Source organism: Thermovirga sp., from assembly GCA_012523215.1.
GTDB lineage: Bacteria > Synergistota > Synergistia > Synergistales > Thermovirgaceae > 58-81.
The window spans coordinates 35,493-57,715 of the sequence record JAAYIZ010000170.1 but is presented as its reverse complement, the minus strand read 5'-3'; the positions used below and the strand labels follow the sequence as shown (position 1 = coordinate 57,715).

The 22,223-nt window shown below is 56.1% G+C and carries 22 protein-coding genes; 17 read left to right on the top strand and 5 right to left on the bottom strand.

The window, feature by feature from the left end; all coding sequences use genetic code 11:
• From mltG to GX108_04795, 4 genes are read left to right on the top strand one after another with little or no spacing between them, the layout of a single operon-like run.
• Positions 1–1,050 carry an endolytic transglycosylase MltG gene (mltG, locus tag GX108_04810; GenBank protein NLO56359.1) on the top strand — a complete coding sequence of 350 codons (1,050 nt, stop codon included), beginning with the start codon at positions 1–3 and terminating at the stop codon, positions 1,048–1,050.
• 34 nt (positions 1,051–1,084) lie between these two features.
• Positions 1,085–2,440 carry a TldD/PmbA family protein gene (locus tag GX108_04805; GenBank protein NLO56358.1) on the top strand — a complete coding sequence of 452 codons (1,356 nt, stop codon included), beginning with the start codon at positions 1,085–1,087 and terminating at the stop codon, positions 2,438–2,440.
• A 1-nt stretch (position 2,441) separates the two neighbouring features.
• Positions 2,442–4,658 (top strand): DNA translocase FtsK, encoded by a 2,217-nt coding sequence (locus GX108_04800; GenBank protein ID NLO56357.1) that lies wholly within the window; start codon positions 2,442–2,444, stop codon positions 4,656–4,658.
• 15 nt (positions 4,659–4,673) lie between these two features.
• Entirely contained in the window at positions 4,674–5,429 is a 756-nt protein-coding gene (locus GX108_04795) for a thiamine diphosphokinase (protein NLO56356.1), read from the top strand.
• On the opposite strand, the gene GX108_04790 is transcribed toward GX108_04795, so the two are convergent.
• Positions 5,426–5,620, bottom strand: coding sequence for a 50S ribosomal protein L28 (locus tag GX108_04790; protein NLO56355.1), 195 nt, complete (start codon positions 5,618–5,620; stop codon positions 5,426–5,428). The two genes, GX108_04795 and GX108_04790, sit on opposite strands and share 4 nt — an antisense overlap.
• 137 nt (positions 5,621–5,757) lie before the next feature.
• Between GX108_04790 and xseB the strand changes: the two genes are divergently transcribed.
• The 13 genes from xseB (at position 5,758) to rsfS (ending at position 17,000) form a co-directional block, all read left to right on the top strand.
• Positions 5,758–5,997 (top strand): exodeoxyribonuclease VII small subunit, encoded by a 240-nt coding sequence (xseB, locus tag GX108_04785; protein NLO56354.1) that lies wholly within the window; start codon positions 5,758–5,760, stop codon positions 5,995–5,997.
• Positions 5,987–6,910, top strand: coding sequence for a polyprenyl synthetase family protein (locus tag GX108_04780; GenBank protein ID NLO56353.1), 924 nt, complete (start codon positions 5,987–5,989; stop codon positions 6,908–6,910). The genes xseB and GX108_04780 overlap by 11 nt, the downstream gene beginning before the upstream one ends.
• Positions 6,911–6,946: 36 nt before the next feature.
• Positions 6,947–8,806 carry a 1-deoxy-D-xylulose-5-phosphate synthase gene (locus tag GX108_04775; protein ID NLO56352.1) on the top strand — a complete coding sequence of 620 codons (1,860 nt, stop codon included), beginning with the start codon at positions 6,947–6,949 and terminating at the stop codon, positions 8,804–8,806.
• Positions 8,784–9,641 (top strand): TlyA family RNA methyltransferase, encoded by an 858-nt coding sequence (locus tag GX108_04770; protein NLO56351.1) that lies wholly within the window; start codon positions 8,784–8,786, stop codon positions 9,639–9,641. Before GX108_04775 ends, GX108_04770 begins: the two co-directional genes overlap by 23 nt.
• Positions 9,641–10,519 carry an NAD(+)/NADH kinase gene (locus GX108_04765; protein ID NLO56350.1) on the top strand — a complete coding sequence of 293 codons (879 nt, stop codon included), beginning with the start codon at positions 9,641–9,643 and terminating at the stop codon, positions 10,517–10,519. Before GX108_04770 ends, GX108_04765 begins: the two co-directional genes overlap by 1 nt.
• 4 nt (positions 10,520–10,523) lie before the next feature.
• Positions 10,524–12,185 (top strand): AAA family ATPase, encoded by a 1,662-nt coding sequence (locus GX108_04760; GenBank protein ID NLO56349.1) that lies wholly within the window; start codon positions 10,524–10,526, stop codon positions 12,183–12,185.
• A 164-nt stretch (positions 12,186–12,349) separates the two neighbouring features.
• The gene (gene rplU, locus GX108_04755; protein ID NLO56348.1) at positions 12,350–12,664 is read left to right on the top strand and encodes a 50S ribosomal protein L21; all 315 of its coding nucleotides are present in this window, start codon (positions 12,350–12,352) and stop codon (positions 12,662–12,664) included.
• A gap of 7 nt (positions 12,665–12,671) precedes the next feature.
• A complete protein-coding gene (locus GX108_04750; protein ID NLO56347.1) occupies positions 12,672–13,031 on the top strand; it encodes a ribosomal-processing cysteine protease Prp in 360 nt (119 codons plus the stop codon).
• The gene (gene rpmA / locus GX108_04745) at positions 12,997–13,278 is read left to right on the top strand and encodes a 50S ribosomal protein L27 (GenBank protein NLO56346.1); all 282 of its coding nucleotides are present in this window, start codon (positions 12,997–12,999) and stop codon (positions 13,276–13,278) included. The genes GX108_04750 and rpmA overlap by 35 nt, the downstream gene beginning before the upstream one ends.
• Before the next feature lie 76 nt (positions 13,279–13,354).
• Positions 13,355–14,698 carry a GTPase ObgE gene (obgE, locus tag GX108_04740; protein ID NLO56345.1) on the top strand — a complete coding sequence of 448 codons (1,344 nt, stop codon included), beginning with the start codon at positions 13,355–13,357 and terminating at the stop codon, positions 14,696–14,698.
• Positions 14,699–14,704: 6 nt separating this feature from the next.
• Entirely contained in the window at positions 14,705–15,343 is a 639-nt protein-coding gene (locus tag GX108_04735; GenBank protein NLO56344.1) for a nicotinate-nucleotide adenylyltransferase, read from the top strand.
• 6 nt (positions 15,344–15,349) lie between these two features.
• Positions 15,350–16,627 carry an LCP family protein gene (locus GX108_04730; protein NLO56343.1) on the top strand — a complete coding sequence of 426 codons (1,278 nt, stop codon included), beginning with the start codon at positions 15,350–15,352 and terminating at the stop codon, positions 16,625–16,627.
• Between the two features lie 25 nt (positions 16,628–16,652).
• Positions 16,653–17,000 (top strand): ribosome silencing factor, encoded by a 348-nt coding sequence (gene rsfS, locus GX108_04725; protein NLO56342.1) that lies wholly within the window; start codon positions 16,653–16,655, stop codon positions 16,998–17,000.
• Between the two features lie 125 nt (positions 17,001–17,125).
• On the opposite strand, the gene GX108_04720 is transcribed toward rsfS, so the two are convergent.
• The 4 genes from GX108_04720 to GX108_04705 all read right to left on the bottom strand — a co-directional run bounded on the left by GX108_04720 (position 17,126) and on the right by GX108_04705 (position 22,208).
• The gene (locus GX108_04720) at positions 17,126–17,935 is read right to left on the bottom strand and encodes a triose-phosphate isomerase (protein ID NLO56341.1); all 810 of its coding nucleotides are present in this window, start codon (positions 17,933–17,935) and stop codon (positions 17,126–17,128) included.
• Positions 17,936–17,964: 29 nt separating this feature from the next.
• A complete protein-coding gene (locus tag GX108_04715; GenBank protein NLO56340.1) occupies positions 17,965–19,155 on the bottom strand; it encodes a phosphoglycerate kinase in 1,191 nt (396 codons plus the stop codon).
• A 5-nt stretch (positions 19,156–19,160) separates the two neighbouring features.
• The gene (gene gap, locus GX108_04710) at positions 19,161–20,174 is read right to left on the bottom strand and encodes a type I glyceraldehyde-3-phosphate dehydrogenase (GenBank protein NLO56339.1); all 1,014 of its coding nucleotides are present in this window, start codon (positions 20,172–20,174) and stop codon (positions 19,161–19,163) included.
• A gap of 81 nt (positions 20,175–20,255) precedes the next feature.
• A complete protein-coding gene (locus GX108_04705) occupies positions 20,256–22,208 on the bottom strand; it encodes an amylo-alpha-1,6-glucosidase (protein ID NLO56338.1) in 1,953 nt (650 codons plus the stop codon).
• Positions 22,209–22,223 lie beyond the last annotated feature (15 nt).

Below are 22,223 nucleotides of genomic sequence, written 5' to 3'. Positions count from 1 at the left end.
ATGAGGAATGCCGGTTCCACTTCAAGTTCCTTGCTCGGCAAAGCCTTTCACCTCATGCTTCTCGTGGTCTCGCTGACCTTTTTCGTGGCCCTTGTTCAATGCCTGCCACAACGGCTGGTCAGTGACATCCCGATGGGCAGCGGGGAACCCCTGGAGATCCTCATCCGCCCCGGGATGGATGCAGGGTCGGTTTCCCGTGTCTTCGCCGCCGCCGGCCTCACGGACCGGCCGGGCGAACTGACCCGATGGTTCGCCAAGGTCGGCATCGACCGAAGGTTAAGGCCTGGGCTATACCGTATCCGTCGGGGTTCGCCCTGGGAGATCGCCAGGCAGATGGCCCTGGCGGAACCGGAGGTTTCCGGAATAACCCTTTACCCGGGGGAGACCTTTGAAACACTGGTCGCCAGGCTAGGGGAGGCCTTCCAAGGCGCCCTCGGCAAAGACGAACTTTTCCCGACGGAAATTCGGCCCTTCCTGCCTGGAGAACCACGGTCGAGGATCGCCTTCCTCTTGCCCGAAACCTACAACGTGACCCCCGGCGAAGGCAATGTGGAGGAACTGGTCATGGCCGCTTCGGCGCTCTGGATGAAAAAGGTTGGAAAACGGATCCCCGACACAGGGTCCGAGGCCGCTTTCCTCCTGGAAAAGGCTATTGTAGCCTCCCTGGTAGAAAGGGAAGCGAAGCATCCACAGGAAGGGTTCCTGATCGCGGGAGTGATCAGGAACCGATCCGCGGCCGGCATGAAACTCCAGATAGACGCCACCATCGTCTATGCCTGGTCCTTGAGAGGCGTGGAGCTGAAAAGGGTCCTATACCGGGATCTCGAAATTGACTCCCCCTACAATACGTACCTTCACGCCGGCCTTCCCCCGGCTCCGATATGCTCTCCCTCCGAGGGGTCCTGGCTGGCTTCCCTGGAACCCGGGGAAGAACCCTTCCTTTTCTACGTGGCCATGCCCGACGGATCGCACCTTTTCAGCAGGACCTTTTCCGAGCACTCCGAGGCGATCAGGCGTTCCAGAAAAGCTTTCGAGTCATCGCGTCGGTAAACCGTCGAGAGCCAGAAGGAGGCCCCCCGGAGAAATGGACAGACTGTTTGATATTGCCGACGCCCTCTCACTGCCCGGGACCTCCTTTGGAGAGGCCTTCATCCAGAGGAGTATAGCCAGGCTCTGCCTCATGGACGACGGGAAATTCGAGGAGATTACCTCCACCCTCACCGAGGGTTCGGGGATTCGATTGGTGATGGGGGACAGAACCTGCTTCACCCACGCATCGGGGTCCGACCTGTCTTCGGTGGCCTCTTCCCTGGCCGATGGAAAAAGGCGCGCCGGTCTTTCCGGAGGTAAGCCCCTCCCAAAGGGGGACAGGCCGCTTCTTCCTCTTCCTGAAATCGGTGAAAAGGTGCCCTTTGACAGGATTCGCGAACTGGACAGGAGGACGAGAAAATTGTCGTCCATGGTTCGGCAGGTCTCTTTCGCGTGGGGTAGCGGGGCCAGGGAAGTGGCCATCGCCGGGAGTGCGAACCCCTTGTGCCGAAGAACGGCCTTTTCCACCCGATTCTCGGTCAATGTCGTTGTCGAGTCCAAGGGTTCCCTTTTCTCCGGGAGAGAGGCAAAGGCGTTCAGCCTCCCCCAGGGCGAATTCCTCCGAACCATAGATTTGGAAGAAATGGCCCGAGAAGCCTTCAGAAGAGCGCTGCTTCTCTCGGAGGCCAAACCCTGCCCGGCAGCGGTGATGCCCGTCGTTCTTGCCGGCACCGCCGGCGGGACCATGGTTCATGAAGCCTGTGGTCACAGCCTTGAAGCGGATATTGTGCTCAAGGACTATTCCTCCTTCAAGGGTTCCCTGGAAAGGCAGGTGGCATCGCCCCTGGTCACCCTTGTCGATGATCCGACCCTTTTCGGGCTTTACGGGAGTTACCCCTTTGACGATGAGGGGACCCCTTCCAGGAGGTCGGTTCTTATTAAAAACGGCGTCCTTGTCTCCTTCCTCACGGATTTGCTCTCCTCGAGGCAGGGGTATTTCCCGCTCACGGGGAACGGAAGAAGATCATCCTTCAGGCACCCCCCAATCCCAAGGATGTCCAATACCTTTATAATGAAGGGTGACGGAAACCCCGAGGAGATCCTTTCCGATGTAGAGAGAGGACTCCTGGTGATGAAAATGGGAGGCGGCGAGGTCAACCCCACATCGGGAGATTTCGTGTTTCACGTCACCGAGGGATATCTTGTCGAGAAGGGGAAAAGGTCATACCCCGTCAGGAACGCGATCCTCACCGGGAACGGCCCGGAGGTTTTAAGGGATATCGACGCTGTAGGAGATGATCTTCATTTTGAATCGGGAGTATGCGGGAAGTCGGGGCAGCAGGTCCCTGTCACCGATGGCCAGCCGACGTTACGTATCAGGAAATTGGTAGTGGGAGGCAGCGAAACCTAACATGAAAGTCACCAGGAGAAAACCCAAAGCCCGGGACAAGGCCGATACGAAAAGCCTGGATGGAAAGGAGACCAGGAAGCAGCCATGGATGACCATGGCCGTTTTCACCTTCCTGCTGGTCGATTTGTACCTTCTGGCCACCCTTTTCCTCTTCAGGACCGGAGAATTTGGCCAGGTTATCCATTTCTGGACCCTGGAGCTTTTTGGCGGAGGAATTATCGTCCTGCTCGTCTTCGGTGCTTATTTTCTGACCTCCCGGATTTTCGGATACCCCGTACCTCTCCCCTTGAGGCAGACCATGGCCTCATTGGTTCTTTACCTGTGCTGCGCTCTTCTGCTCGGTCTTTCCGCCCTCAGCGGCATTGAACCGGCAATGGCGCTTCTACGACCCGGCGAGGTCGGGTCTTTTATGGCCGGAGTACTTCTCAGGCGCGTTGGCCCTCTCGGTACCGTCCTGGGGGGATTCGGCGGTATAGCGACGGCTTTGACGCTTTACGGGATCATCAACAGGAAAAGCATGATGAAGGTTGTTTCCTTCCTCTCCGGCCTCTTCCGGACTTTCCGTAATATTCTCCTGCCCCCGCAGCGAAATGAAGCCGCGAAGGCCGGCTCTGCACCGGAGGAGCCGGCGAGGAGCACAAGCCGAGCCGGCTCAAGACCCGGATCAAAAAAGCCGGAGGCCCGCACCACTGCACCCCCCGGAAAGATCGATATCCCCGATACCATCGTGGACGAGGCACCCGCGGATCAGGTCGGCGCCTTTTCGAAAGTGCCTTCGGAAGAGGCCCTTTCTTTTCCGGTTCCGCTGGAAATCTTTGGCCCGTCCGATGATTTTTCCTTCAACCTCGACAAGTCGCTTCTCGCCGGACAGGGCGAGAATATCATTGAAACCCTGGACGAATTCGGCATCGCGGCCGAACTGGCCGAGACGGTGGTAGGGCCCACGGTCATCCAGTATAGGATCCAGCTCGCGCCGGGTATCAAGGTCAGCAGGGTTTCAAGCCTTGCCAACGACCTGGCCGTTTCCCTGGCCGTTCCCAGCCTGAGGATCGAGGCGCCTATACCTGGTAAGACTTTTATCGGCATCGAGGTCCCGAACCCCGACAGGAAACCGGTGAACATCAGGACCGTCCTGGATCATCCATCCTTCCAGGAGGCCGACTGTGACCTCGCTATACCAGTCGGGGTGGGCGTAGACGGCCGCCATCTGACCATCGGCCTGGAAAAAATGCCCCACCTGCTGATTGCCGGGACGACCGGCTCCGGGAAGAGCGTTTTCGTCTCATGCTGCATCGCCGCCCTGGCCTGTCGCAAGAAGCCCGAGGAGCTCCGTTTCTTGCTGATCGACCCCAAGAGGGTCGAGATGAAGATCTTTGACCGGCTGCCCCACAACATAACCCCGCCCGTCGTCGAGTCCAGGCAGGCGGTGCACGCGCTGGGTTGGACGATCAGGGAGATGGAGAGGCGGTACGAATTATTTGCCCAGGCCAGGGTCCGGAACATCAGGACCTTCAACGCGAGGGCGCTTCCCCTGAACAGGCTCCCCTACATCATCATCGTCATCGACGAACTCGCCGACCTGATGTTCACGTCTCCCCGGGAGGTGGAGGATTACATCTGCAGGCTGGCCCAGATGGCGAGGGCTACCGGTATTCACCTGATAATCGCCACCCAGAGGCCCTCCGTGAATGTTGTGACCGGCCTCATCAAGGCCAACATTCCCGCGAGGGTGGCCTTTACCCTCCCGTCCCAGACGGACTCGAGGACCATCATCGACATTTCTGGCGCCGAAAGGCTCCTTGGCAGCGGCGACATGCTCTTCCTCACTCCCAGGCTTCCAAAACCGCTCAGGATCCAGTCTCCCTGGATGGACGAACCCGTGATGGTGCGTTTCATGGATTATCTTTCGACCCTATTCGGCGACCCCGTCTTTTTCGACATCGATATGGAAAACGCGGGTGATACAAACGGAGGAAAGGCGCATCTTGACGACCCGCTCCTCCAGGACGCCATGGACCTCATACTGCAGAGCGGGATAGCCTCAGCCAGCAGGCTGCAGCGCCAGTTGAGGGTAGGCTTTACCAGGGCGGCCAGGCTGATCGATACCCTGGAACAGGTGGGCATAGTGGGTCCCCAGGAAGGATCGAAACCGAGGGATATACTCGTCGACGAGGAAGAAGCCAGGCAGATGCTCGAAGCCTGCATCAAGGACCTTTGACGGGGCATGGATCGGATGGGATACTTTTCTCTTCCCCAACTCGAGGCCCTTTATGAGCCCCCCTTTGCACCTCCTTCGATGGTGATCGTTGCAGGAGGCAGGTTGTCCGAGTCCTCCTGGATGAATGAACTTTGCAAGGACAGGGATGTATGGGCGGTGGACCGCGGGCTCGACAGTTGCATGGAGGCCGGCATAACGCCCTCCCTTTTCATCGGCGACGGCGACAGCGTCTCGAAGGAGGCCAGGCAATGGTCCCTGTTCAAAGGGATTCCTTCCCTCCTTTTCTCGCCCGAAAAGGATCTTACCGATCTGCAGTTGGCTCTGAAGGAGGCGGGAGGAGCATGGAGAGACCCTTCCGAAACCACGAAATGTTCAGCCATACTGACGGGATCTTTCGGAGGACGGTTCGATCACCTCTTCGCCAACATTTATTCCCTTATCTGGGCGGAAGAGGAATGGGGGATGAAGGTGCGTTGCATGGCCGACGAATCGGAAGCCTTCTTCATCCTTAAAGGCGGGGAATCGCTTCGCCTTTCCGGACTGGAACGAGGGGGCGTGTTCTCAACGCTGGCGCTCTCTGAAAAATGCCATGGAATCAGGATGACAGGTACAAAATGGCAGATCGGGGAGGGGGACCTTTTCCTGAGGAAACCCTTCGCGATAAGCAATATCGCCGGGAATGCCGTGCTGGTGAGTCTTACCTCGGGTTGGCTCGGCGTCTATTGGGCGACTCCGAAATTTGCCGGTTGCGAGCAGAAGGGCCGTACCTAGACAGCCCTTCTGACCCTTCCCGAGCGGAGGCACTTGGTACAGATCTTCATCCTCCGCGATTCGTCACCGCCGAGGTCGACCTTTACGGTCTGAAGGTTGATCCCCCAGGTCCTCCTGGAGTGACGATTTGAGTGACTGACCTTGTTGCCGGTTCCCCGGCCTCTTCCGCAACAATCGCAGAAATTGGCCATTTTCATTCCTCCTGTCCCAGCACGTCGCGCAAACGGCGAACATTGTACCATGGTTGGATCGGGGAGCGCAAGAATGATGTTTCATTGTATCATTGTCCCGTTCAGGGAGAATCCCTTCCGAAAGGAGTGATCTTGCGATGTCCTTCACGAAAGACATGGCCGAGCTTCAGGAGATCGTGGCAAGACTGGATTCGGGTCAAATTCCACTCGAGGATTCCCTGGAGCTAATCGAAAGAGGAGTCCGTATCGTCAATTCCTGCAGAAAGTACCTGGAAGAGGCCCAACAGAAGATCACTCTTCTCGCGGCTGATCAAGAAGAGGGGGAGGGGAGGGAGTGGGATCCCCTTTCCGAGGATGAACCGGCCGATGCCGATTAAACCGCCTTCCGAAATAGAAAACCTTGACGACAAAATCACCGAAGGCAGGTTGTTCATAGAAAAAGCCCTTGTCGACCTTTGTGAAGAGAAGCCCGACGGCATTCCCCGCAGGTTGTGGGATTCTATGACCTACTCGCTTATGGCGGGAGGGAAAAGAATCAGGCCCCTGCTTTGCATCCTGGCCGGAGAAGCCTGCGGAGCCTCCCGGGTGGATCTTCTCCCGATGGCGTTGGCTTGCGAAATGGTCCATACCGCCTCCCTCATCCACGACGATCTCCCCGAGATGGACAATGCCGCCCTGAGGAGGGGGAAACCATCAAATCACGCGGTTTTCGGCGAACCCCTGGCGCTATTGGCAGGGGATGCTCTCTTCGTCTGGGCCTTTGAATACGCCCGTGGAGGGCTCCTGGCAGGAGGAGCCTTCCTTCACCTTTTCATCCTGGAAGCGTTGGGCGTGCTTCTCGATGCCACGGGGCCCTTCGGAATATGCGGCGGCCAGGTCCTCGATACGGATCCATTGAGCGCCAGTCCAGAGCAGGACCACCCCTGGATCGTCGCGAGGTCCAAGACGGCCGTCCTTCTGAGCGCCTGCCTCCAGACAGGGGTGATCCTCGGTGGTGCCAGCCAGCACGAGAGGTCTCTCTTCGCCGGTTTTGGGAACCACCTGGGTATGGCTTTCCAAATAGTGGACGACATTATCGATGTCACGGGCGATGCCTTGAAGACCGGGAAAACACCCGGAAAGGACGACGACCAGGGGAAGGTCACCTTTGTGAGCGTTTTCGGCCTCGAAGAGGCAAGAAGGCTGGCCAGGCTGGAAATAGCCAAGGCTCAAAAAGCCCTTTCAGCTATCGATAGAGACGTGGCCGCTTTGGGAAGATTTATCGAGATCCTTGCGGAAAGAGACCGCTAGCACCTTTTTCTGAGACGGTCAAGAGGGAAGAAGGAATTGTTGAAATCACTGGTGGACTACAGGGACTTGAAGGACCTCGACTACCCCGAACTGGATCACCTGGCGCAAGAAATCAGGGAGATGATCATAAAAACGGTCGAGACCAACGGCGGACATCTCGCGTCCTCGCTGGGGGCCGTCGAGCTCAATATCGCTCTTCTCAGGGCCTTCGATCCCTCGAAGGACAGGATTATATTCGACGTTGGGCACCAGGCCTACGCTTACAAGATTCTCACCGGCAGGAAGGAGCGGTTTGAAACGCTCCGCAAGTGGAAGGGAATATCGGGTTTTCCCGACCCGAAGGAAAGCCCCTTCGACCACTTCAATGGGGGACACAGCAGTAAATCACTTTCCGCCGCGCTGGGACAGGCGAAGGCGAGGGACCTCCTGGACCAGAACCACCACGTGGTGGCGGTAATCGGTGACGGTTCCCTTATCAACGGACTCGCCCTCGAGGCCCTCAACCACGTCCATGAACTCGACACGCCCGTCATTTTCATCCTGAACGACAACCAGATGTCCATTAGCAAAAGGGTTGGGGGGATGGCAAGCCACCTCGCTGCTTTAAGCGTGAACCCCATGTACAGGCAGTTCAAAAGGTTCCTCAAGTACTTCTGCCACAAGGTCCCCGAGGGGAAAAAACTTGAATTCCTGCTTGATAGGTTCAAGCAGACCATCAAGCGATTCCTACTTCCGCCCAACATTTTCGAGGACCTGGGCATAAGCTACTGGGGACCCTTTGACGGCCACGATATCCAGGAAATGGAAAAGATCTTTACCATGGCAAAAGGTTATGGATACCCGCTCCTGGTGCACCTTTTATCCACGAAAGGAAAGGGTTTCAAACCCGCCGAGGAGGACTCGGAAAAATATCACGGTGTATCACCGGGTCTTTCAAACCGGATTCCGGTCCGGGCTTCCCATGAAAGCTGGAGCGAAGCCTCGGCTGCGTGCATCGAGGAGCTGGCCGACTCGGACCCGAGGGTGGTCCTCCTCACAGCGGCCATGAAGGAAGGCAGCAAGCTGAGCCGCTTCTCCGAAAAATACCCGGATCGTTTTTTCGATGTGGGGATCGCCGAGGGCCACCTGCTGACCTTCGCCGCGGGAATGGCCATGGCAGGGCTTTTGCCCGTGGTCTCCATATACTCCACCTTCCTGCAGAGGGCCATGGATCAACTGGTCCATGACATCTGCATGCAGAACCTCCCCGTCATCCTGGCCATAGACCGCGCGGGGCTGGTCGGCGAAGATGGCGAGACTCACCACGGAGTCCTGGATCTTCCCTGGACGAGAGCGGTCCCAAACCTGGGCGTAATGGCCCCTCGGGACAGGGTGGACCTGAAATGGATCTACGGGGAGGCCTTGAAGGTCGGTTCTCCCCTGGCGATCAGGGTATCGAGGGGTGCCGCACCGGCATCTATAGGCCGCGATGAACGCTCCCCTCGGCAGGAATGGGGCCGTGCTGAAAGGATCCTCGAAGGAACCGGGTGGTGCCTTTTTTCCTATGGCGCGATGGTTCCGCTCGCTGTCTCGGTCTACGAGGAAGCCCGGAAAAGGGGCATGGAGCCGCCTTCCGTCTATGATCTGCGCTTTTTGAAACCCCTGGATATTGACACCATAACGGAGGCTCTTGGTTCACACCCCTTTGCCATTGTGCTGGAAGACGCAAATATCGAAGGTGGCATCGGGGAGAAAATCTCTTCCCTGGCGAACCGGGAGGGGATAAACTCCAGCGTATCACGCCTGGGGATCCCCGACCGCTTCATTCCCCATGGGACGGTCCGCGAACTGTGGGATCATTGCGGCCTTGTCCCTGAAGAGGTGCTAAAAGTTCATGAAATCTTCAAGAAAAGATGAAAGGCTGGACCAGGAGATGGTCAGGAGGGGAATCGTGGAGAGCAGGAACCGGGCCCAGTCCCTTCTATTGGCAGGGATGGTCAGGGTGAACGGGGAGAAGGTCCTCAAGCCCGGTACAAAAGTATCCCCCGACTCCCTCATCGAAATAGACGGAAAATTAAAGTGGGTCAGCCGGGGGGCTCACAAGCTCCTAAAGGCCCTGGACGTCTTTCACATAGACCCCAAGGGGAAATCATGCCTGGATATCGGGGCCTCATCAGGGGGGTTCACCGATGTGCTCCTGGATCGCGGGGCGAAAAGGGTGTATTGCGTCGATGTCGGCTACGGACAGCTGGCATGGCGTCTGCGAAAGGACGATAGGGTGGTCGTCATGGAAAGGACCAACGCCAGGTACCTCAAACCCGGCGACCTGGAAGACGTTCCCGAGTTAGCTACCATGGACGTCTCTTTCATCTCCGTCACCAAGATCTTGCCGGCCGTGGAAAGATTGCTGTCGCCGAAAGGCGATTGCATCGTACTGATCAAGCCCCAGTTCGAGGCCGGCAAAGGCGCGGCGGGCAAGAAGGGAGTCATAAGGGATAGAGCGATTCACAGGGACGTCCTGCTATCCTTAAAGAATGACATCTTCGGCATGGAAGAGATGGTCTTGATGGGCGCCGACTTTTCTCCCATACTAGGACCCAGCGGAAATATTGAGTTCCTGTTCCACCTCAGGAAAGAGGGGATCCCCCTGACCAGCCTCGACAACTTCTACCTCGAGGACCTGGTGGAAAAGGCGCACCGCGAACTTGTAGAAGGCAGGGATAAAAAGGTTTCAGGAGGAGGAAATTTATAATGATAGAAACCCTGGGACTTTTGGTAAATACCCAGAAGCGCACGGCCCTTACCCTGGCCGAGAGCATCCTTCGGTGGGGCAGAAGGCGCAACGTAACTTTTGCCCTCCCTCCCCACGAGTCCCATGTCCTCGGAGAACAGGAAACCTCGGACCAAGAATGGAAAGAGAGGGTCCACGCGGCCATCGTCCTCGGAGGCGACGGCACATTCCTCCGGGCGGCCCGTTACGTTATAGGTTACGAGATCCCCCTCTACGGGATCAACGTCGGCCGTCTCGGTTTTTTATCCTGTGGCAAGATAGAAAACGCGGAAAAGGACCTGGAGAAGATCATGGCGGGGGAGTACTCAATAAACCACAGGCCCCTTCTGCACGGTGTCGTCTCCAGGGGAAAAAGGCACAAGCACGAAGTGTACGCCCTTAACGATCTCGTTGTGACCAAGGGCCCCTTCGCGAGGGTGATCGCCCTTGATATAGCGGTCAGTGGGAGAGCGCTAAGCATCCTGCACGCCGACGGAATAATCATCTCGACCCCCACGGGATCTACGGCCTATTCCCTTTCCGCCGGAGGACCCATTGTACCCCCCCACCTGTCCTGCATGATCCTTACCCCGATATGCGCCCACACGCTCTATTCGAGGCCGATCGTGCTCAGCGAATCCGACACCGTGACCATTACCCCGGCAGGGCAGCACAGGGAAATCATGCTGACCCAGGACGGTCAATTGGGGTACGAACTGCTTCCCGGGGATCGCATCTCCATTTCCCTCGACCAGGACAGGAAGATCGGGATCATCACCCTCCCGGAGAACGAATTCTTTACCCTTCTGCAGGAAAAATTCCAATGGGGACATAGAACACCCTGCATCCCCGAGGAGTGATCCCATGCTATCAGAACTAATGGTGACCAATGTAGGGGGTATAAGGGAGGCCTCCCTTCACTTCAAGGGGAGTTTTATCGTCATAACCGGGGAGAGCGGGGCCGGGAAGAGCAGCCTGGTCAGAGCTCTTGAACTTGTCAGCGGCAAGAGGGCGCAAGCCTCGATCATCAGGGCCGGCGTCGATGAAGCCGAGGTCACGGCCGCCCTGGAGATGGACGCTCCCCTGGCATCGCTGCCCGATGATCTTCAGCCCCAGGAAGGTTTTATCCTTGTTAAACGGGTGGTTTCATCGGCCGGAAGGGCCAAGACCTACCTCCAGGAAAAACCCGTGCCCCTGAACATCCTTTCCGGAGCTCTCTCAAAGGTGATTGCCATCCAGAGCCAGTTTGCCCAGCTTGAACTGCTGGAACCGGATCAACAGGCTGAACTGCTGGACAACAGCGGCGGCGATCCACTCCGGGATATCAGGTCCAACCTTTCCCAGGCGGTTTCCCTGGCTCTCAGTAATGAAAGGGACCTCTTGGAGATCACCCGCCGGAGAAGGGAGATCGAGTCAAAGTACCAGGAGGGTGAAGCCTTTCTCGATAGATTCAGGCGAATGGACATCAGGCCGGGGTGCGAGTCTGAATGGGAAACCGATATGAACCGGGTTTCAGAACTCCTGGTGAAACAGAATCGCCTGAGGCTTATCCATGACAGGATGACAGGCGGCAGTTCCGGCGAGGGGCTTTCTTCGGCGATCGAGCAGTTTTGCCACGAGGCCAGGCAGAGCCTGGACGATATCCCCGAATGCGAGGAGAGCATTGAGAGGCTTTTGTCTTCCATCCAGGAGATAGAGAACGGCCTGAAAGGGGTAGTCTCCATCGAAAGGGAGCAATCCCTCCAGCAGGAACAGGAAAAACTGGAGAAAAGGCTGGGAACTATGAAAAAGTTGATGAGATTCGCGAAGGTGGATAATGCCGAAGACCTTGCGGATTTCGCCGAAACGGTGCGTTCGGAGTTGGAATGGCTCAGGGAGAGCCGCGAAATCCTGGCCGAGCTGCAGGAAAAATCCGCCGCCCTGAAAAAAGAGGTATCCACGCTGGCCCTTTCTCTCAGGGAAACCAGGAAGGATGCTGCCGAGAGGCTCGTGGAGGCCGTCAACGCCTCCCTCGAGAGCCTGGCCATGGAAGGTCTCCGGTTCGGTGTTTCCCTGCAGCCGCTGGAAAAGGTCAGGCAGAGCGGGGCCGACAGCATCTCTTTTTACCTTACCGATGGCAAATTCCTCCAGGGGCCGGTTTCCAAGATCGCCTCGGGGGGAGAGCTCAGCAGGATATTGCTGGCCCTCCAAGCGGCAGCTTCAGATGACATGCTTCCCCAGACCCTGGTATTCGATGAAGTCGAGGCGGGCCTGGGCGGCCGCTCGGCTTTTCTCGCGGGGCAAACCCTCAGGGACCTGTCGAGACGGTGCCAGGTGATTCTCATTACCCATGAAGCCTCGATCGCTTCCTTGGCCGACCAGCACTTCCGGGTCGAAAGGGACGGGGATGTAAGCAGGGTACTCGAGGTCGACGGGAGACAGAGGGAAAGGGAGCTCGCACGAATGCTGGCGGGCGACCCCGACGACCCGGAGGCCGCGGGCCTTGCGAGGTCGCTGCTGGAAGCGAATCGTCAACAATTGGATTGACCCCTTAAAGTTTTTTTATGTTATAATTCTTATTTGGTCAAGCTGACCGACGAAAAGGCGGGGCGAGATTCTTATGCCCCGGGCCCTTTTCTATTTTCGCTCGGGACGGGTATCAAGAGCCTTAGGGGCCACCCGCGTCATCGGCGTGAGGAGGGGTAGGAATAATGTACGCTGTTATCGAGACAGGGGGGAAGCAATACCGGGTTTCTCCGGGAGATACCATAAGGATCGAGAAAATCGATGCGTCCGAGGGCGATGAGGTCGAGTTCCCGAGGGTTCTCCTCGTAGCCACTGACAGGGGAGTTTCACTAGGCGAACCGGTCGTACCCGGGGCCGTCGTCAAGGCTAGAATCCTGGAACAGGGGAGGGCGAAAAAAATAACGGTCTTCAAGTATAAGAACAAATCCAGGCCTTCCCGGAAGACCATGGGTCACAGGCAGCTTTTTTCCTCGGTTAGGATTGAATCCATAATATTATAAGCTTGAAATGACCGAGATAAGGTCCTTCTGGAAGGAAGGGGTCCTTTGCGGAATTGAAATGGAGGGCCATACAGGCTATGCCGAAAGCGGCAGCGACATTGTATGCGCGGCCCTTTCGACGTTGGCGCAGACCCTGGAGACGGGACTTGTCGAGGTACTGCGAATGAAAAGAGTTTCATCGAGGGTTGACAAGGAACGGGGTTTCATGAGCCTTTCCTGGCAAAGTCACGACGATCCAAGGATCAGCGTCCTGGCGGACGCGGTCGTGGAAATGCTGAGATCGGTGGAAAGAAATTATCCTTCCTACGTAAAGTACATGGAGGTGGAAGTGGATGAGGACTTTGGATCTTCAAATTTTCGCTCATAAAAAGGGACAGGGGAGTAGCACTAACGGCAGGGATAGCATCAGCAAGAGGCTTGGCGTTAAGCGTGGCGACGGGCAAGTTGTCTCCGCCGGCAGTATCATCGTCCGGCAGAGGGGCACTAGGATCCATCCCGGGGTAAACGTGGGAAAGGGAAAGGACGATACACTTTTTGCCCTTTCCGAAGGTACCGTGCGTTTCCAAACCAGAGCCGGGAGAAAGTACGTAACCATAGAACCTGTGATCGCCTAATGCTCCTCGACGTTAGGAACGCTGGAGGGCCTGAGTCGAACTTGGGCCCTTTTCATGTACCTGGGGGGACAGTGTTTTGAAGTTCCTCGATTCAGCCGAAATCTCCGTGAAGGCAGGCAAAGGCGGGAATGGGGCCCTGAGCTTCCGTAGGGAAAAGTACCTCCCCAAAGGGGGGCCCGACGGCGGAGACGGAGGGCGGGGAGGGCATGTCCTGATCGTGGCTGACGATCACCTGCAGACCCTTACCGACTACGAATACCGGAGACGTTTCCTCGCCGGTAACGGGGGCAACGGCAGGGGCCGAAATCAGACCGGGCCCGCCGGTGAGGATCTGGAAGTGAGGGTCCCCTGCGGGACCATCATCACCGAAAGGGGAACGGGTCAATTCCTCGCCGATCTCACGGTAGCCGGCGATGCACTCCTGGCGGCCAGGGGCGGCAGAGGAGGCAAGGGCAACGCCAGGTTCACCTCGTCCAAACGCAGGGCCCCCCGTTTCTCCGAACAGGGTGGGGAAGGCGAGGCTAGGGAGCTCAGGCTGGACCTGAAGATCATCGCCGATGTGGGACTGGTAGGCCTTCCGAACGCCGGAAAATCGACGCTCCTGGCGGCCCTTTCCGGCTCAAGGCCACAGATTGCAGATTATCCCTTCACTACCCTGACCCCGAACCTGGGAATGATGGCCCTCGACCACAGGAAGATTGTAGTGGCAGATGTCCCCGGACTCATCGAAGGGGCCCACAGGGACAGGGGCCTGGGTCACGCCTTTCTGAAACATATCGAAAGGACCCGTCTCCTGGTCTATGTCGTCGACCTTTCTCGGGATTCACCGGTCTCTCCCACCGACCAATGGTTGACCCTGAGAACCGAATTCCGGGCCTTCAACCCGGAACTGCTGACCTTTCCCTCCGTTGTAGCGGGCAACAAGATAGACCTTCCTTCCAGTTCCCAAGAGGTCCAGGAACTTCTGAGTCCGCTCGAGGAAGAAAGTGTACCCTTCTTCGCCGTAAGCGCCCTCTCCGGGGAAGGGATTCGGGAATTGTCGGATCACATAGCCTCGAGAATTCCGGAACGGGAAAAACACCGGCGAGAGAGCCTCTTCGTGGAGATTGTCGATGAAGAGGGCCAGGCCGCTAAAAGGACGGCGAAACCCGAGATAGAGGTAGAGTGGCTAAAGGGAAAGAAAAATTTCGTCGTCCGTCACGGAGAACTTCAGAGGCTCGTCGGCAAGTTCGATTTCGAACAGGAAGAAGCCTTGAGTCGTTTTTCCGCTATCCTTAGATTTTACCGGGTAGAAAACCTCCTCTATGAGAGTGGTGCCCGTGAGGGTGATACTGTTAGGATAGGGGACGTTGAATTTGAATTTTATCCCGAGGGATCCTCTGCGATGGATGGAGGAACGAGGGATCAGGCGGGACGGTGACGGGGCATGCCCTTAAGGTCCTCGGAAGGATTGCGCAAACGCAAGATAGGTGTCATGGGAGGCACTTTCGACCCAATCCACTTCGGCCATCTGATCGCCGGAGAAGAGGCCTATTTCTCCTTGGGCCTGACCGAGGTGGTTTTCGTGCCGACGGGAGACCCCTTCCACAAGGCAGGAAGATCCATATCATCGGCGGAACATCGTTACGTGATGACCATGCTCGCAACCCTTGACAACCCTCATTTCCGCATCTCCAGGATCGAGATCGACCGGGATACATCAAGCCATACCGTTGATACCCTGAGGGAGATGAGGCACTGGTATCCTCCGCGCAGCGTCGAATTCTTTTTCATAACGGGCCTGGACGCGGTTTTGGAGATCACCGCCTGGAAGGAACCCCTGGAGATGCCCAAGCTGTGCAAGATTGTCGCGGTCAGCCGACCCGGTTTCAACCCCGGAGGGCTCAAGAATCTGCCTGAAGAGATCAGGGCAAACCTGATCCACCTCGAGATACCCCTCCTGGCGATATCCAGTACCGAGATCAGGAGGAGAGTCTCCAACGGCCAGAGCATAAGGTACCTGGCTCCCTGGCTGGTGGAGCAGTATATATACAAGAATAATCTCTATTTCAGGAACGGATGGTGAAAATAAGTGTCAAAAAGGCATGTTCTCATCCTGGTCCTGACCGCAATTCTATCGCTGACAGCCGGCATCGGTCTGAAGGCCTTCTTCTTTTTTAACCCGGAACCAGGGACCATTCGGGAAAAAATAGAACACGACGAGGAGACGGGGAGGATCAATCTTCTCCTGCTGGGCCTTGACGAAGTGCCCGGCGAAGATGTAAACCGACCCGATTCCATCGCCTTTGTCTCCATCGATATTGACGATAAGGTAGTCCGGTTGCTCTCTCTTCCCAGGGATACGAGGGTTCAGATCCCTGGCCGGGGTTGGCAAAAATTGAATCATGCCTATGTCTATGGGGGAGTGGATCTGCTGAAGACAACGCTGGTGAATTACCTGGGCGTGCCCATCCCGTACCACGTCATCGTCAACCTTCAAAACTTCCCGGAGCTGGTCGATCTTATCGGCGGCGTGACGATCAATGTTCCCAAGAAGTTGAGGTATACCGATAGGGCGGGTGGAGTTCACATCGATATACCGGCGGGTGAGCAGCACCTGGATGGGAAAGCGGCCCTGGGTTTTGTCAGGTTCCGCCATGACGCCCTGGGCGATATCGGAAGGGTGGAGCGCCAGCAAATATTTATGATGACGGTTTTTCACAAGATCAAGGACCCCGCGATGATAACCAAGATCCCCGAGTTGACACGCCAGGCGATTCGCCTTGTCAAGACAAACCTGACCCTCTCCCAGTCGATCCAACTGGCCTCGTACCTCAAGGACCTGGATTCTTCCCGAGTTGTTTTTAGGACCCTGCCCGGTAAGGCAGCTTATATTTCGGGGATCAGTTACTGGCTGGGTGAACTCGGTGATCTTTCGGAGATTCTGACAGAAAAACCCCGGGAAGCGCCGGATGCCGAAGAAGAAGAAGAAGAAGAGCAAGTCGGAAGCCCCGAAGGTTTTACGTCACCGGATCTGAAGGAAAGCTTAACCTCGATAAAGGTCAGCCTATCGGTCCTGAACGGATCCGGCACCGCCGGTATCGGCAAGGAATCAGCCACGAAGCTCCAGTCACTGGGAATAGATGTAATCCATATCGGGAACGCCAAGCACTACGACTACAAGTATACGAACATTCTTTATCCCCCCGGCGAAGAAACTGAAAAAACCGCCAAGGTGCTGGGCGGACTTTTCGACATCGCCGATAACCTTGTCCGGGCCGATACCTCGGTCCGAAATGTTACAATGATAATTGGTCACGACTACATGGCTTTTTTCAGAAGGATCGACCTGGCCCTGAATCGAAATTAATTTTTTATAAAAATAAAAAGGGGGGTTGCCCTTGCTGCCGGACAATACCGTCAAACCGTTGATCAACGCCCTGCAGGACAAGTTCGCCGAGGAGGTCACCATCATCGATCTTTCAAGTGAATCATCCTTCGCCGACGCCTTCATCCTTGCGACGGGAAACTCGGACGTTCACATGAAAACGCTCCTTGAAAACGTTTCCGAGGCCATGGACCGGATGAAGAGGGAGTACAGGATCGAAGGAGAACACAGTCCAAAATGGATCCTCCTCGATGCCGGAAACGTCGTAATAAATATCTTCAGCCGGGAGGGAAGGGATTTTTACAGGCTCGAGAGCATATGGGCCAACGCTGAGATGACCCGGGTCGGGGACTGAAACCGTTAATTGCAAAGCCCCGCCGGTTCTCCCAGTTTAATAAAAGGCCCCCAAAAGGGGCCTTTCTTGGCGGATATTCATGTCTTATAATATATCTTATGTTGCATTGCCTTTCAGCTTAAGTCCTAGACATGGACCACGGGGAAAGCGGACCGGACGATCCTGAAAAATTCTTCCGGGTCAAGGGATGCGCCACCGACGAGGAGGCCGTCCACATCTTCCTGGTCAAGGTAATCTCCGGAATTGGAGCTTTTTACGCTTCCGCCATAGGCCAGGAGGGAACGTGTCGCCAGGTCGGCCCCCCCGAGCTCCGATAACAGGGACCGGATAAAACGACAACATTGCTGGGCATCCCGGACCGTGGCGTTCAGGCCGGTGCCGATGGCCCAGACGGGTTCGTAAGCGATATATACTCTCCCTCCATCCAAAAGAGCCATTGCTTTCGGGGAAAAAACGCTCCTTACCTGATCCTCGATGACCTTTTCCGTCGATCCCTGGTTCTTCTGATGTTCGGTTTCGCCGACGCAAAGGACCGGTTTGAGCCCGTTTTCAAGGCAGGAAGTGAATTTTTTCGAAATAATATCATTGCCTTCCTGGAAAAGATGCCTCCTTTCGCTGTGACCGACAAGGGCAAAGCTTGATCCAGCTTCGACGGCGCTTTTTATAGAATTCTCTCCTGTAAAGGCACCGGATAGTTGCCAATGAATATTCTGTATGCCGAGTTTGATATCTATTTTAGAATTTTGGAGATAACCTCCCATCGGCAGAAGGTTTATCGCCTGAGGGAAAAGTGCCACATTGACAGGATCTGGAACCCTTGACTCGATCTCTTTTACCTGTTCCAGCAGTGATATCAATTTTACGAGGAAGGCCAGGGACTCGGCCGCTCCCTTGTTCATCTTCCAGTTCCCGGCGATAAATTTGCCTCTCTTCATGGGCGCTCCACTCCATTCCCCGGGCCGTGTTACGGGACAAGAAGAGGCGTTATGCCCGGCAACTCCTTCTTCTCAAAAAATTCGAGGGTGGCTCCCCCACCGGTGGAAATGTGATATATACCCTGGGCAAATCCCAACAGGTTGGCCGCCGCCGCGGTATCCCCTCCTCCAAGAACGGAGATAGCGCCATCGGCTGACTTCTTGGCGACGGAGATTCCTACCCGTTTCGTCCCCTCTCCATAGGGTTTTCTTTCGAAAAGGCCCAGGGGACCGTTCCAGAGGATCGTACCGGCCCTCTGGATTTCGGCAGCAAAAAGGGCCACCGTCTCCGGCCCTATATCGAGCCCCGTCGAATTCTCCGGAACGGAGTCGGCTTTGATCACTTCAGCTTTGCCGTCGTCCCAGTTTTTTCCGGCGGCGACAAGATCCACCGGCAGAACGATCTTTACCCCTATCATGTTGGCGGTTTTAATAATCTCCGCCGCTACGGCCTCGGTGCCTTCCTCGCAAAAAGAGTTTCCGATGGCCTTGCCCGAGGCTTTGAGAAAGGGGAAAGCCATGGCTCCCCCTATAAGCATCGCGTCGGCCTTTTCGAGCATGCTCCGGATGAAGCCGATCTTGTCGGATACCTTCGAGCCCCCCAGGATTATCACCAGGGGCCTTTTGGGGCTCTCCATAACGGCGGAAAGAACGGAAACCTCCTTCTCCATCAGGATTCCGGCGAAGGAGGGGAGGAACCTGGTCACTCCCACGGTGGAAGCATGGGCTCTGTGGGCCGCGCTGAAGGCGTCCATAACGAAAAGATCAAAGGGCTTTGCCAGGTTTTCGGCAAAAACCTGGTCATTCGCCTCTTCGCCGGGATGGAACCTGAGGTTCTCCAAAAGACAGATGTCGCCTTCATTCATGGAGTTGACTTTTGCCGAGACCTTTTCTCCCACGCAGTCCTCGCAAAAGGAGGCCTCGGAATAGGCCAGTTGTCTGAGAAATCTCAAGACGGGGAAAAGAGAAAGGTCGGGCGAGACCTTCCCCTTCGGCCTTCCCCGATGGGAAGCAAGGGCGATCTTGGCTCCGCCTCGCCTGAGGAGGTTTAAAGTGTCCAGGTGGGCCCTTATCCGGGTATCGTCGGTGATTTCGCCCTCTTCCATGGGCACGTTGAAATCCACCCGGACAAGGACGTTCTTCCCCCCGAGTGATTGGCCCTCGATGGTTTTCAACCTCATGACCGTCAGGATTCCTTTGAAAGCATGTAATTGACGAGATCGATTACCCGGCAGGCGTAACCCCATTCATTGTCGTACCAGGAAAGGGTCTTGACCAGGTTGCCCAGGGCCATGGTATGCCTCGCGGCGAACAGGGAGGAACGGCTATCGCCCGTAACATCGACGGAGACTATGTCCTCCTCCTCGTAGCCAAGATAGCGCCTCATCGCTCCTTCCGCCGCTTCGCGAACAGCATCGTTGACCTCCCCGGAGGTAACCTCCCTGGATAGAACCGTTACGAGGTCGACCAGGGAAACGTCGGGTGTCGGGACTCTTATGGCCAGGCCGTTCATTTTCCCGGCCACGGGGGGGTAAACCTTGCCTATCGCCGAAGCCGCTCCCGTCGTGGTGGGGATCATCGAAAGGGCAGCTGCCCGGCCTCTATGGAGATTTTTATGAGAGGCATCGAGGGTTTTCTGATCGTTGGTATAGGCGTGGGTGGTGGTCATGAGCCCCTTTTCTATCCCGAAAGCCTCATGGAGGACCTTCACCACCGGAGCAAGGCAGTTGGTCGTGCATGAGGCGTTTGAGATCACGTGATGTTCAGCGGCGTCGTAGATCTCCTCGTTCACTCCCATAACGATCGTGGCGTCCTCGTTTTTCGCGGGGGCGGTGATGAGGACTTTCCTGGCGCCGGCTTCCAGGTGCTTCGCGGCTTTTGCCGAGTCGGTGTACTTTCCCGAGGATTCTATAACGAGGTCTATTCCCAGATCCTTCCAGGGAAGATTTTCCAATTCCGGTTCCGCCAGGACCTGGACGACCTTCCCATTGATCAGGAGTGAATCTCCCTCGACGGAGACATCACCCGGGAAACGGCGGTGGACGGAGTCATACTTGAAAAGATAAGCCCTTTGCTCCGCCGTGGTCCGGCTATTGGTGGCAACAATATCGAAAAGATCGTCACTGTCGTGCTCGAAAAGGGCCCTCAGCGCCAGCCGGCCTATCCGCCCGAATCCGTTAATCGCTACGCGTTTTTTCATTTGGACCGCCTCCCGTTTTATTTTTGGATATTTGCCGCATCCACGAAAAAGCGTTGTTACAGGAAGGAAAGGGAAAAACCGTCACATATCCTCCCCAATGACTCTCAGCAGTTCCGAGACACTCGGCGAATAAAGGGCATCGCCGTGGGGTTTGTAGGGCATACTGCCGTCAAAGATCTCCGCCACTCCTCCCAGGCATCCCTTTCTCAGGTGCGAGAGGAAGGGCCGGAGGAAGCACCATCCGATATCCTTCCTTTCGGGGTTGTATCTCAGGTAAGACGTTATAAACTGTCCCAAAAGCCAAGGCCAGGCCATACCCATGAACCGGGCTTTTTCTCTCTGGTCTATCCGCCCCTCGCAGCGGCCCTTGTACTTATCATGATGGGGGTCGAGGGTCCTGAGCCCAAAGGTGGTATAAAGTTCGTTCCAGCATGTTTCAACGATCGCTCTGCCTCTTTCGGGGTCCATCACGGAGACTGGGAGCGATACAGCCAGGATCTGGTTGCACCGGATCGATTCCTCCCTGGACTTTCCATCCACCCAGTCGTAAAGAAATCCCTTGTCGCACCAGAAAGTATTCTGGTAATTTCTTCGGGATTTTTCGGCCAGGGAGCCATATTCTGCGCATTCCCTGTCCCGACCGAGGATCTTCGAGTACTGCTCCATCGTCTTCAGCGAGTTATACCAAAGAGCGTTGACCTCGACCAGTTTGCCCTTTCTTTGGACGATAGGCTTGCCGTCGATCTCTCCGTCCATCCAGTTGCTCCCCGGATCCTCCGATTGGAGATCGAGCAGCCCGTCCTTGTCCAGCTTGATGCCGATCGAGGGAATTCCCTTGACATAACTGTCAAGGAGCCCCACGAGGTGGGGCCAGTTTTCCCTGACGAGGTCCGTCTTGCCAGTCAGGTCACAGAGCTTGTCCAGGGCGTAAAAGAACCACAAACCCGCATCACAGGCCCTGGTCACCAGTGATCCCGTATGGGGATTCACTTCAGAGGGCATAATATAATCATTCGCAATAGCCCGATCCAGCCATACCTTCAGAACCCTCTCGGCAAAGTCGGCCTTCCCAGTCACCAGCAAAAGGCCGGGGAGAGATATAAAGGTTTCTCTCGCGCTTTCTCTCACGGAAGGATAACCGGAGAATACAGCGGGGCGCTCCCCATCCACCTGGGAAAGGCAATGGGAGGCGGAATGAAGGAGATCTTTTACCATGGGCGTCTTCCTTATCAAGGGGCTCTCGGCTAGATTTTCCAAGAAAAAGTGCCTGGTCTCCTTTTCCATGGCCGCCACCGATTCATGGTCATAGTGCACGTTCTCCGATCCCAGGAGGACGTAGGCCCTTTCCCCCTCGGACAGGTCGATTGACAAAAATCCGGGAGACCACAGGCTGTCCGTTCCCGGTTTTTCACAGTCATCATGTTCATAGATAAGGTTTTCAAACCACAGTGGCTTGGAGTTCCAATCCCCCTGGTTGAAGGAAAAGTGACTCTTCAGTCCCCTGCCTTGGATCGTCACGGAGCTTTCCGTAAAAAACGACTCGAAGAGTGATCCATCCTTTTCAGGGCACAACCGATCAGCACCCCTGTGTGCGGCAAGGGGCCGTATTTCCAGTTTAATGCTTTCCGGGGAAGTGAGCAGTTCGTATTTTATTACCGTCAGGGGGAGGCTCCTGGGCATGAAGACTGTCTTCCTCAGGAAAACGCTATGGATCACGAAAAGCATTCCAGGAAGAGGTTCGGCTTGATATTCCTGCAGGTAACGATAGCCGTCGGGGTAAATTACATCGGTATAACGATTGGTGGAAAGATGGTATTTCTTTCCCCTGCTGATAACGGTCTCATCCACCTTGCTGATAAGAACATCGGGGAACGCCTCTTCTCCACCCTTTTTAATCACCAGCAAGCCGTGTTCGCGCCGGGTGTTCGCTCCGATCACGGTCGAAAATCCGAAACCGCCCCAGCCGTTTGTCGTCAAGAACTCCCGGCTGGAGCCTTTCTCGTAGGTGTTCACATCAGCCTTTCCCAGGTACATGGCCCTCAACCCCCC